The 12427-nt window shown below is 49.2% G+C and carries 12 protein-coding genes and 1 pseudogene; 2 read left to right on the forward strand and 11 right to left on the reverse strand.

The genetic code is table 11. The annotated features are described in order from the left end of the window. Nucleotides 1-36 precede the first annotated feature (36 nt). The gene (locus MKY82_RS20750; RefSeq protein ID WP_339294275.1) at nt 37-762 is read left to right on the forward strand and encodes a hypothetical protein; all 726 of its coding nucleotides are present in this window, start codon (nt 37-39) and stop codon (nt 760-762) included. 227 nt (nt 763-989) lie between these two features. On the opposite strand, the gene MKY82_RS20755 is transcribed toward MKY82_RS20750, so the two are convergent. The 9 genes and pseudogenes from MKY82_RS20755 to MKY82_RS20795 form a co-directional block, all read right to left on the reverse strand. Beyond that, entirely contained in the window at nt 990-1505 is a 516-nt protein-coding gene (locus MKY82_RS20755; RefSeq protein WP_113058790.1) for a hypothetical protein, read from the reverse strand. A 335-nt stretch (nt 1506-1840) separates the two neighbouring features. Continuing rightward, nucleotides 1841-2770 (reverse strand): manganese-dependent inorganic pyrophosphatase, encoded by a 930-nt coding sequence (locus MKY82_RS20760; protein ID WP_339218179.1) that lies wholly within the window; start codon nt 2768-2770, stop codon nt 1841-1843. A gap of 126 nt (nt 2771-2896) precedes the next feature. Then, complete coding sequence (locus MKY82_RS20765; protein ID WP_339294276.1) at nt 2897-3919, reverse strand: FAD-binding protein; 1023 nt, start codon at nt 3917-3919, stop codon at nt 2897-2899. Nucleotides 3920-4118: 199 nt separating this feature from the next. Further along, nucleotides 4119-4991: pseudogene (rpoD, locus tag MKY82_RS20770) on the reverse strand (RNA polymerase sigma factor RpoD); the annotation flags it as partial. 284 nt (nt 4992-5275) lie between these two features. Further along, on the reverse strand, nt 5276-6583 hold the full coding sequence (gene nagZ / locus MKY82_RS20775; protein WP_339294277.1) for a beta-N-acetylhexosaminidase: 1308 nt from the start codon (nt 6581-6583) through the stop codon (nt 5276-5278). Between the two features lie 184 nt (nt 6584-6767). After that, nucleotides 6768-6923, reverse strand: a complete 156-nt coding sequence (locus MKY82_RS20780) for a hypothetical protein (protein ID WP_165593394.1) — start codon at nt 6921-6923, stop codon at nt 6768-6770. 123 nt (nt 6924-7046) lie between these two features. Then, nucleotides 7047-7895 (reverse strand): DegV family protein, encoded by an 849-nt coding sequence (locus MKY82_RS20785; RefSeq protein WP_220684690.1) that lies wholly within the window; start codon nt 7893-7895, stop codon nt 7047-7049. A 149-nt stretch (nt 7896-8044) separates the two neighbouring features. Continuing rightward, nucleotides 8045-8398, reverse strand: coding sequence for a GIY-YIG nuclease family protein (locus MKY82_RS20790; protein ID WP_220684689.1), 354 nt, complete (start codon nt 8396-8398; stop codon nt 8045-8047). A gap of 27 nt (nt 8399-8425) precedes the next feature. Then, nucleotides 8426-9181, reverse strand: a complete 756-nt coding sequence (locus tag MKY82_RS20795; RefSeq protein ID WP_071220271.1) for a DUF2087 domain-containing protein — start codon at nt 9179-9181, stop codon at nt 8426-8428. A 157-nt stretch (nt 9182-9338) separates the two neighbouring features. On the opposite strand from MKY82_RS20795, the gene MKY82_RS20800 reads away from it, so the two are divergent. Further along, entirely contained in the window at nt 9339-10637 is a 1299-nt protein-coding gene (locus tag MKY82_RS20800; RefSeq protein ID WP_339294278.1) for an MFS transporter, read from the forward strand. Here MKY82_RS20800 and MKY82_RS20805 read toward each other — a convergent pair. Further along, nucleotides 10627-11304, reverse strand: coding sequence for a DUF4166 domain-containing protein (locus tag MKY82_RS20805; RefSeq protein ID WP_339294279.1), 678 nt, complete (start codon nt 11302-11304; stop codon nt 10627-10629). The two genes, MKY82_RS20800 and MKY82_RS20805, sit on opposite strands and share 11 nt — an antisense overlap. Beyond that, nucleotides 11288-12241 carry a DoxX-like family protein gene (locus tag MKY82_RS20810; protein ID WP_339294280.1) on the reverse strand — a complete coding sequence of 318 codons (954 nt, stop codon included), beginning with the start codon at nt 12239-12241 and terminating at the stop codon, nt 11288-11290. The genes MKY82_RS20805 and MKY82_RS20810 overlap by 17 nt, the downstream gene beginning before the upstream one ends. Nucleotides 12242-12427 lie beyond the last annotated feature (186 nt).

The raw sequence follows: 12427 nt of genomic DNA on the forward strand, positions 1-12427 counted from the left end.
CTGTAAGACCAACATCAAGAAAGGCGGTAAACAACAATGACAACCCACTTGAAGTCAATGAAGCGGCTGGTGCTTGTCGCCATCGCTGTAGTCATGGGCCTCGCTTATCTTCCCGTCTCGGTCTCGGCGGAACCGGTCGGACAGCAAACAGAATCACCGGCTGTTCCTTCTTCCCAAGACGAACGCGGGCAACATAAACCCGGTCATATGTTCAAGGCCATCTCCGAATTTCTGAAGCTGGAACCGAAAGTTCTTCGAGATAAACTCAAAACCTCGACACTCGCGGAAATAGCCAAGGAACAAGGTGTATCCAGAGAGGCCGTAAAAGCCAAGATCGTTGAGCTGTTGAAGGATAAAATCTCCTCGCATCCGAAGCAGTTGGGCAAATCCATCGATTACTCCGCTGCCGCGGACAGGCTGCTTGACGCCAAAGGCGGGTGGCAGAAGCAGCGGATGCATCAGCGCCATGGCCGGTTGATCTCGGATAGCGACGAGCTGGCCAAACTTCTGAAGACGACGCCGGAAGCACTCAAGCAGTCGCTCCAATCTGGAAAATCGCTGGCACAGATCGCGAAGGAGCAAGACGTGCCCGTCCAGTCCGTCATTGATCAACAAGTCCAGGCACTCACGAAGCGCCTGGATCAGAAGTTGACCGAAGGCAAACTGACGAAGGAAGAATACGAGGAGCGCAAATCCAGAATTGCTCCGTTCGTGAGCGATGTGGTGAATGGTAAACTCAAACCGATGAAACATAGCCGGTAATGTACCCGCTTAACGCATAACCTTTTGTCATTGAATAAGAAAAACGTCTATCGACGTACTTTCCCAAATAGACAGACCGCATTTAGCGGAAGTTTTTGTTGCGAGATAAGGATGCTAAGCCTCGGATGTTTATACTTTCTTATCTCTTAACACAAGAGCCGCTCCATCGGTTAGGAATAACCCATGAAGCGGCTCTTTATCGTCCGTTTATTCTATTTAACATCCATTTAAGGCACATATTGCTGGATCATCTTCACTACGACGCCATCTTCGACGGTGATATGAAATGGAAACCATTTCATGTCTACGATATCATCCTTTTCGTAGATATTCGTGAATTTGTCCAGGCTCACCATCTGGTTCCAGGAAATCTGAGCATCCTCATACCGTCCGGTATGATCGTACAACTGAAGCAGCACTTCGGCATCATCAGCCACAGGAAGTTCAATCTGTTCTTCCGTATCATTTACGATATAATAACCATCCGGTGCTTCCGTCATCTCAGGGTCCTGCTCCCGTTCGCGGAATACCTGATTCGCTTCCTCACCCTCGTACCATTCAATCGGATCTACTTGCAGATAGACCTTGCCGTCTCTAATCTCAAGCCCGTTAATATAGACAGCTTCCTGATTCGAAGCTTTCGGAACCGGCTCATAATTGTTGCCTGAGGCTACACCAACGGTTGTCATCATGATCAGTACCAGCAGCATCATTGCTCCCAATTTCCAAGCCGACTTCTTCATCTTCTCATCGCTCCCTCTTCATCTTCTATTAAATGGATTCAACTCGTGAACCCTACCCGACTTATCACGCATTAAATATTAGTAACCCAATTCCTGGATATTTGAAACGTATATGTATTTTATCATTCATAACTTTATTATAAGGACCCACTTGGTAAAATGGATGTCAATTTGATGTAAATTCATTACAATATTTCAATCTTCGGAAGCGCTTAAATACGGGACGATGAAGGATCGTCCGCTATGTCGAACCGGGAAACATCCCAAATAAAAAAACAAGCCTTCCCCGCTGATTCCTCAGTCGATGGTCAGGCTTGTTTAGGTTCACACAAATATTATTGATTGAATGCTTCGGTCAGGACAGGAACAATCTGCGATTTGCGGGAAACCACGCCTTTAAGAAGAGCCTTGTTCTCCGACAGGGACACATTGTAGGCTTTCTCAACGGCCTTGGACTCTTTACCGAGTGCAAGAGCGATCGAATCGTTGTTCAGAATATCTGTCACTACGAAGACGAACAGGTCCAGGTTTTTGTCGGCAATAATCGCTTGAATCGCATCTTCGAGTTCGGCTTGACGGGACAATACATCATTGGTATCCACCGCGTTAACCTGTGCGATTTCCACTTTGGCTCCGCCCATTTGGAATTCCTTGGCGTCCAGGGAGATCAATTGCGCGATGGTTTTGTCGCTCAGATCGGCGCCTGCCTTGAGCATCTCCAACCCATAGCTGTCTGCATCCACGCCAGCGATCTCAGCCAGCTCGCGAGCTGCTGCGATATCTTCGTCTGTGCAGGTTGGGGATTTGAACAACAGGGAGTCCGAGATGATGGCGGACAGCATCAGGCCAGCAATTTCTTTGCGAACGGCGATACCTTTTTCCTTGTAGATCTTGTTCAGAATGGTAGCTGTGCAGCCGACAGGCTCCGCACGGTAGTATAATGGGTGGCTTGTCTCAAAATTCGCGATGCGGTGATGATCGATAACCTCAATCACGCGAACCTGATCAATGTCGCTTGCGCTTTGCTGACGCTCGTTATGGTCCACGAGGATAACGTCTTGGGCTTCGTTTGCAACCGTCTCAACGAAACGAGGAGCTTCGACCTTAAAATAATCGAGCGCATATTGCGTTTCACCGTTAACGTCTCCAAGACGCACGGGCTCGGCAGAAAGGCCGAGCTGGTTCTTCAAATCAGCATAAGCAATAGCAGAGCAGATTGTGTCCGTATCCGGATTTTTGTGTCCAAAAATTAATGTCTTTGCCATATATAATGCCCCTCTCGCAACATAAATTTCATCGTTTATATCAATAAACAGATGATCACCTATCTGATTATATCGTTAAATTCTACTTATTCCAATTCCTTTACAGAGATTATTTTCAGACCGTGTTTATACCAATACAATTTCCGGCTCCGGAACGAATCCAAAATGGTTGTTAATCGATTCCGAGATCAGATTCATCAAGTAGAGGATATCGGTTGCCTTCGCATGCTTCTGGTTCAGAATCATGTTGCCGTGATGCGGAGAGATGATCGCGCCGCCATATTCGGTTCCCTTCATATTCAGCTGATCCACGAGCGAGCCGACGGCTACTCCATAATCATAATTATTTTTGAATACGGAACCGCAGGACGGGTAGTCGAAATGGCGTTTACTCGTCCGGTACTTGATGATATCAAGCATCGACTGAGGCGTCTCTATTCCCTTTCCTGCCAGCGCGTGCACTTCACCCAGAAAGAATGAGAAAAACGATGGCAATGAGGATGGATGGCTGCCGCGAGTCTTCCACTCTGTGAGAACTTCAGATGTCATGCTGATCTGTTCCTCCGAGCTGACCGGAATATTAAGATCGGCCCCTACTATCATCCACGGATGCTGCTGGAAGATGGATTGCTTGTATGCAAATAAACAGTCCGCTACGGGAATGGACCGTACCTTTAAGCTCGGATCCGTCGTATCGATATAATAGACCGTGTCCAGAATATCGCAGATTTGACGAGCATTATATTTAGCGTTCATATAGATGCCGGCCCCTACGCAGCCAGGCAGCAAAAAAGTAAAATCAAGCAAATCCGTTCCACCCATTAACCCCATCAAGGACAATAACGACATCGGCGCGCCGGATGAAACGTACCATTTATCAGCCGACACCCGCAGCTCCACCAGGTTTTTGAGCGATATAAACACCAGGTCATGTTTCGGTTCATCCGGAAACAGAATGTTGGAGCCCATTCCAAAGATGTACCATGGTATCCCGCGTTTCCTGCAGTCCTGCAGGAGATCCGCCAGGTCATTTGCCGTTTCAGGCATGGCCAGATAATTGGCTGAACCGCCGATCCCATACGTCGAAAAAGCAGACAGCTCCACATTGCGCTTGCACAATCGGTCGATTGCAGATGTATGTAAAGTCATCGTAGACATGTCACTCCCTATTCTTCACATTAGGCACATTCCTTACTAAATGTGGGGATGTTACATCATTATGATCCAACTGCTTAGGTGGTGTCAATCTGGAGTGGAATCCTGGCGAAATAGCAAAAAATCCCTGGATTACAGCCCGTAGACCGTAACCAAGGATTCATTCATCATCTCTTTATTTGTCCCCCAGAATTTATTCAAGGAAATCCTTGAGTCGTTTGCTGCGGCTCGGATGACGCAATTTACGAAGCGCCTTCGCCTCGATCTGCCGAATGCGTTCACGCGTAACGCCGAATACCTGGCCTACTTCCTCCAGGGTGCGGGTCCGTCCATCCTCAAGTCCAAAGCGCAGTCGGAGCACATTCTCTTCACGCTCGGTGAGCGTATCCAGCACTTCCTCCAGCTGTTCCTTCAGCAGCTCAAACGCTGCGGCATCTGCCGGCGCCAATGCGTCCTGATCCTCAATGAAATCGCCCAGGTTGGAGTCGCTTTCCTCCCCGACCGGTGTTTCCAGAGACACAGGTTCTTGGGATACCTTCTGGATCTCACGTACTTTTTCCGGCGAGATATCCATCTCTTTACCGATTTCTTCCGGTGTCGGTTCGCGTCCCAGCTCCTGAAGGAGCTGCCTGGAGACACGTACGAGCTTATTAATCGTCTCTACCATATGCACCGGAATCCGGATAGTTCTTGCTTGGTCAGCAATCGAGCGGGTAATCGCCTGGCGAATCCACCAAGTGGCATACGTACTAAACTTAAAGCCCTTGGAGTAGTCGAACTTCTCCACCGCTTTGATCAGGCCCATGTTGCCTTCCTGTATCAGATCCAGGAACTGCATTCCCCGGCCAGCATAGCGTCTTGCTATACTTACAACGAGACGAAGATTCGCTTCAGCCAAACGGCGTTTCGCTTCTTCATCTCCCTCCTCTATTCGTTTGGACAGTTCCACTTCTTCATCGGCTGTAAGGAGGGGAACACGACCGATTTCTTTCAGGTACATGCGAACCGGATCGCTAATCTTGATGCCTGGTGGAAGTGAGAGATCGTCATGAACCGAAAAATCCTCTGTCGGAGAATTAGCCGCTTTCTCTGTTTCCGTAACCTCTCGTTCCAATGCAAAATCCGCACTTTGACGGTTCTCCATTCTATGCCCCCCTGTTGACAATCCCATATTTTCATGCTAATCTAGCATTAGGTTATTATGACATTAAGCCAATAGTTATTTATCCTTCATTCTAGCATATTTTTCACACTATATCAACTTCTAATATATTCTAGTTCTGTTCACCCGATCTCAGGCTGAGATCGGGTTTTTATATGCTTCATCTTCTTACACTACATATGCTACGTTTACTTAAGCTGATCTAGTACCGCTTTCGTTTCTTGATTCAACGATTTCACATCGGGAGCCTTCACGGGCTCATCGCTCAGCTGATATTTGTGCTTTAGTTCAAGCGTTGCCCTCACCCGGTCGTTCAGCATCTCCTCCGGGATCACGCCGCTATGGGCAGCCTCGGTTAATGCCTGAATGACGGCTTCTTCCAATGCATATTCATGTCCGATCAGAATCATGTTGCTCCCTGCGACGACGGACTTCACGGAAGCCTCTCCTACGTCTGTGCTGCCGGAAATCGCCCCCATGGTCATATCATCCGTTATAACGACACCCTTAAACCCCATTTCTTCCCTTAACAAATCGTTGATAACGGGTTTCGAATAGGAGGATGGCGTATCCGGATCGATGCTCTTCATCAGTAGATGCGCAACCATGACCACATCGGCTCCTTCATCAATCGCTTGTTGAAACGGTACCAGCTCCAATTCATGCAGACGCTTCAGATCATGGTCAACAACGGGCAGCCCGAGATGGGAATCGACCGAAGTATCGCCATGCCCAGGGAAATGCTTCACTACAGGTACGACACCATTCTCCTGTATCCCCTTCATCGAGGCGATTCCCTGCGTGCTTACGGTTTCTGCCGTTGTGCCAAAGGATCGATCGCCGATGACCGGATTGTTCGGGTTGCTATCAATGTCCAGCACCGGGGCAAAAACCATATTGATTCCGACTCCCGACACCTTCTGCGCGATAAGTCCACCAACTTGCTTGGTCAGCGTAAGATCATCGCTCCTCCCAATTTTACCGCTTGACGGCAGCTTCACGTATTCATCAGGAAAACGGGTAACCCGTCCGCCCTCCTCATCAATGCTCAGCCAGAGCGGTACCGGATTCGCAGCATTTGCTTTTTTCAGCTCATTCAGCAGGTCTGCCGACTGCCTGGCGTTCTCGATATTATCCTTAAAAAGGATAATACCGCCTACATGGTAATCCTCCAGCAATCTGCGCGTCGTATCATCCATCGTAGTCCCTTCGATTCCAACCAGCACCAGCTGACCGATCTTCTCCTTGACGGTCATGCTATTCAGAAGCTCCGTTACCGCATCCTCAGTCCCGTTCTCGGGCAGATTCCCTTCCTCGCCATTGTTGTCCGAGCTGCCAGATGGACCCGGGGTCCCGTCTTCATCAGCTTGAGACGGGGTCTGCGGCTCCTGTATTTCCTCCGACGGCGAAGCTCCTTGTCCGTTGTTCCCGGGGTTGCCCGGTTCGGCTCCGCCCCGACAACCTGCCGCAGCCAATAGCAAGATGACAACCAGCATTGTTAAGCACATCCATTTTGTCTTACGCCTCAACATTGTCACCTTCCTTCAAATTCACACTACTATATTCGTCCTCTGTTCCACAGAGTCCTTCCATCATAACATGATTTCCATACAGTCCAAACCAGTTGAAGCTGCCCGCTAGAAGTAGAAAAGAGCCGCGTCAACAGCGACCCTTCTTCGCCTATTTAAGCAGGCCGAGCTTACGGGCCTGCTCCTCTGTTAATATAAACTGCTCTGTGTCCCACACTTCATCCTCATCCGTTCTTCCGAACATCAGCATAATATCATCCCATATATTCTTTTGCATCGCTTCAGCTTGCGTGATAATCACCTTCATGTTCACGTCATTCCTTTCCTTGGAATCATCTCCTACTACATATACAACCATCAAAGGTCATATAGAATCGAATCACAAGCAAAAGCCTGCAGATAGTATCTGCAGGCAGGATCTGTACTATAACTAGGAATATGCAGGATGATATTTAATCCACGACATGGCAATGGTGCCTTCGCCGGCATGGATGCCCGCAACGGGAATAAAGGTCATAATTTCGGTTTTCAACGCCGGATGGGCTCCGCTGATTTCCTTCTGGATCTCCTCGGCCTCTTCTACGTTGTTTGCGTGCATGATGCAGACCTTTTTAATTTTCTGCAAATCCATTTTCATAAGCTCCAGCATTCGTGACTTGGCCTTCTTGAACGTCCGGATCTTCTCTTCCACAATGACCTTGCCTTCATCAAAACGGAGCAGCAGATGAATGCGGAGCAGGTTGCTGAGAAGAAGCTGGGTGCCGGATACCCGGCCGCTGCTATGAAGCCGGTGCAGGCTTGCCGGAATAAGGTAGAATGACATGTTTTGCACCATGGACTGAATTTTCTCTTTAATCACCTGCACGGTATCCCCCTGGCTATGCCAGTGAATCCCGGACATGATCATTTCGCGTACCGGGAACGCTCCCGCTTGGGAATCGATGCCAACCACGGGTACCTCGGCAATCTCTGCCGCCTGCATAGATGAATTCAAGGTTCCGCTAAGCTCGGATGAACAGTGAATGGCGATGATATCATCATACTTCTCTTTCAAGGATTCATATAATTCGATGAATTCACCGATTGGAGGCTGTGAACTGCTTACTTTCGGTTCATCTTTCATTCTTTCATAAAAGACTTCAGCCGAAATATCAATTCCTTCCCTGTACTCCTCCTGTCCAAGTATCAACCTCAAAGGTACAATATAAATATGATTTTCCTTGGCGAAGTCAGGATCGATCGTACTCGTGCTGTCGGTTACCCATGCTATGGATCTCATTATCGTATTCACGTCTCGCTTTCGTGTAGTAAGAAGTAGGAAAGGAAGCGATTAAAGCCGCTAAATTCATCATATCTTACCCTTACAGCGTATTGCAAACGAAAGGAATGTGATTTCTTGGCTGCACATTGGTTCGCCACAGAAAAGCCTTATTTTCGCTCTGCGTTATACCCCTTTTCTCCAAAAGGTTCCAGCTGTTCAATCCAATATGCCTCCCGTTTGCTGACCGCGCCCTTCAGATCAAAGAACGGATCCTCCTTCGGTTCTATGGTTTCCAGAATCTCGAAGACAAAAGCATCCTCGCCATACTCATTCCATTCCCGCTGAAGCGTCTTATTGTAGCTCGTTCCCATCTGCAGCTCGAATCGTTTGCCGTTCATGGTCTTCAAGTTATTCGTTCCGGCCACAAACACTTTGCCGTTCTTTGTGTTCCGAATTTGATACACGCCTGCTTCGATCTTGATTTCCTTATACATTTGATTTAGTTCCTGTCTGCGATTCATCGCGTTAAACCCTCCTAATCTTAGCGTTTACGTCGTTAACCAGTACTCGCTTCCATCATCCTTGCGATCCAAAAAACCATATTCAATCAAATACCGGCGAATCGTCACATAATCGGGATGGTCCCTCCCGATCGTATCGTTGATTTCTTGCTCCGTATATTTGACGTCCGGTTGAAAACGAGCTGCGATTTCTCGCAACACGACGTACTTCTGCTTCTCTTTGAGCTTAAATGTCTTCAGCGGACCATCGGTCCCTTCAGGAAACACCTTGGCCAGGATCGCTTGCCGCTCTTCTTCGGTGACATTGTAGCGCTCATCCACCATCTTGGCGCGCTTGGGAATCTCCACGAATGCCGGTGCATGGTCATCCTTTTCCTTCAGCAGCTCCATTAAAGTCAGCAGTACCTTGGACTGTCTTTCCTTCTCCTTCAAGGCAAACCGGTGATTGCGAATCGTCGAAGCACTGCCTATGCCGAGCTCCTGTTGCACCTCTTTATCGTTCATGCCTTGATAGAAGAGCTGCAGCAATCGATTCTGATGCTCGGTTAATCCAGTCAGCTTCTTATCGAGCCCTGACAAATACTGAAATACGGAGCCATGCTCCCGGCGGATATGAATGGTCATGTATCGTTCTGACTCATATAACACATCCTGGTCCGGATAGATGATCCCTTTCTCGATCGTCTTGCCGCACAAGAGACATACCCATACGGGACCTTCGTCGATATAGCCTTGCTTAAGTTCATCTATAGAAGCATTCCAGAAACGCTCGTTCGGATCCAATGCAAACACCACTTTTCAATTAGTAATTTATATAGACATTTTATATTTTTGTCTATAACATGTCAATCACACTTCATTTCGATATAATATTTCTTCCTCCCTTCTGTGGAACCTGCTAGAATAGAGGTTGCTGCTGTAAAATTTAGGGGGTATCATCATGAGTTTCATCCAACAGTCGGCAAAAGAAATGCGTTCTTGGCCGCGCAACATCAAGCTGTTTTTTCTAGCCAACGTGCTGTATCAGATCGGTACAGGCATGTTTAGCGTGCTCTACAATTTGTACATACAAGGTCTTGGGTATAATGACTCCATGAATGGAACAGTGGTCAGTATTCAATCCCTGGCAACGGCATTGATGTTCATTCCGATTGGCCTGATCGGAGACCGCGGCAGCCGTAAGCGAATCCTCGTCCTGGGGGCATTGTTAAGCGGTGCGGGTCTGATCGCGCGCTCTTTTCTGGAGAGCGAGTTCAGCTTGCTTGGTCTTGCGGTATATACCGGTCTGTTCGCATCCTTTTTTCAGGTGCTGGCTATCCCCTTTCTAGCGGAAAACACGGCGAAATCGGCTCGCATGCGGATCTTTAGCATTCACGCCTCGCTTGTCCTTGCTTCTCAAGTGCTCGGCAGCATGGGAGGCGGATTCTTGGCGGATGCCCTGCAGGCCGTTGGTATGAACAAGGTCGGCAGCTTGAAAACCGCGCTATTCATAGGCGGACTGGCTACCTTGGCGGCATTCATCCCGCTCTTGTTCACAGCCGATCAGAAGGCCGAAGACATACAGGCATTGGATGCACCGCTTCCTGATCATCAACCGGCACAGGCAGGAAGAGCAGTAAACGCCTCCGGTTTGGGGGATTACAAAGTCATCGGGCAGTTCGCGCTTGCCCAATTGTTAATCGGCCTGGGCTCGGGACTTGTCGTGCCTTATTTGAATTTGTACTTTACCAACCGCTTCTCGGTATCTTTATCGGCCGTCGGCATTCTGATATCACTTGGACAAGTCATGACCATTGTATCGATGCTGATCGGACCTACGCTGGTGAATCGGGTGGGAGCCGTTAAGTCCGTGGTGCTCTTTCAAGTTCTATCCTTGCCCTTCCTGCTGTTAACCGGATTCACGAACGTACTTCTCATTGCATCGGTCGGTTTCCTGTTCCGCCAAGCCCTGATGAATGCCGCCAATCCGATACAATCCTCGATTCTAATCGACCGTGTACCGGATCACCGAAGAGGAATCGCCAATTCGGTTACGCAAACGGCCTTCATGCTGGGCTGGGCCACCATGGGACCCGTACAATCCAAGCTCGTCACCACTTACGGCAGCTATTGGGGATATGCGATCACATTTTGCATTACCGGAACGCTATATGTCGTATCTTCGTTTCTATACTACCGAATGTTCCGTGAGCGCAAGAGCAGCAGCCTCTCCTCCTCCGATACCGCCGCTACTCTCTAGCCTCAACTCGCAGAGGTTTTACATGTTTCGGAACGAATCCATCGGCCACAGCAATGGTCCGGGCCTGGAAGCTTCCCTTGTACCGGAAGACAGGCCCCCATATCGGATTGCGCACCTCAACGGATATCCGGTATCGTTGATTCCCGTCATCATACCATTCGTTTACATCGGCTGTTCCGGTGAACCACCGGGGAAATCGAAACTGCAAAAGCCCCTCATAAAATCTCTGCTCCCCCGATTGAATGCAAATGCCGCCGCTCTCCCCCGCGGCTATCCGGAGATCGACCGCCAAGTGCTGTTTATTCCCTAAATAATCCACGATACGGCGGCGCTGTGCGCTATAGATCATTGTGGCATCAAACCGCCTTTGGACACCCGGAAAATCAAAGCTGCGACACCACGTCACCGTTTCTCTTCCCCATTCGTCACGATAAGCATAATTCTCAATCCGAAACGGGATCCCTTTCCCTCGATTCGGAAACATAATATGCCGCATCGTGCCTATATAGAGAGGCAGTGCAGCCCAAGGCGCGTACCAGATCTCTTCCATGACGCCTTCGCCAATCGAAGCGATGTGATCCTTGCTGTCAAACCCGAAGCGCTCCCGAATTTTGGGATGGAGCATTTGAAATTGCGAGCCTAGCGCTTGTTCATAGATCGAGGTCACGACTCACCCCTCCTTTGCGGGATTTATCCCCGGGGACGGGTTTTCGTGCCGGGCGGTAGGCGCTTGGTAAATCTGCAGCGGACAGTGAAGCCATCAAGCAAAACCCCATCATGGATCCACTAAGCGTTAACGGATTGAACGGGGCCTTCATTAACTGAGGGTCTGTTATCCATGCTCCAAGCATCAAGATCGCAAGCAAGCTCATCAGCAGCCTGTACCACAACCGACTCTTGTGAAAGAGAAGCGTCAATAAGCCGACGCCGATCTCGGCAATGCCGAGTAAGGTTAACACCAACCCCTCCTGCTCTCCAGCCAAGCCCGACTGCCTCAACAGATCAAGCTCCCCGGCTTCCGGGAACAACAGCTTCGGTACCAGCCCCTCATAACACCATAGAACGACCAGCATCATCACGCTCAAGGCATGGATGAATGCCTTCCGGATCGTTGCCAAGGGCGGAATATCCTTCTCTGCCCACAATCGCAGCACATCAAAGCTCCAAGCCGTCGCCAGGCCGAATAAAGGCCGGAACAACAAACGGTCAAACCAGGCGCCCGCCAGGCCGAACCGCGTTTTGTAATCGTATTGGGTAGAGAAACGTATGCCCCCGCTCCCCTTGTCCTGATACTTCCAATAGCCGCTTCCCTCCCGAATGAGGGAGCTGCGCTGATCCGAGCCGAATCGCAGCACCGAGATTCGTTTCCCCGTCTTCGGGTGAACAGCCGTTTTCGTGGCTCCCGACCCTGTCACTTCCAGTCCAAACCCAATGCGGGTTTTATATAAAAACCGCTGGATATCCGAATCAGCCTCCGGTACATAATGAATCTCGGAAAATCGCAGATCCCACTGTTGATGCAGCTCAGGCTTTTGCGTCAACGTCCACAGCTTATCCATATCCGACTGGATATCGAGTTCAACATAGATCGGATTTCTCTTCATGCGCTTTAGCTCCCCTCGGGATGTCCTCTAGTTTCTTAAGCCGGACACCTCTCTATTTACAAGTCATTTTACAGCCGCCGGGGACTCGCCGTTAGACCTCACTTTTGTAGAACATACCAAGAAGAGGTACTACGTTTCGTAGTACCTCTTCCGATCCTTCGATATGATCCAGTCTTAATCCGCACC

The organism is Paenibacillus sp. FSL W7-1279, assembly GCF_037969845.1.
In the GTDB taxonomy this organism is placed as follows: domain Bacteria; phylum Bacillota; class Bacilli; order Paenibacillales; family Paenibacillaceae; genus Paenibacillus_AQ.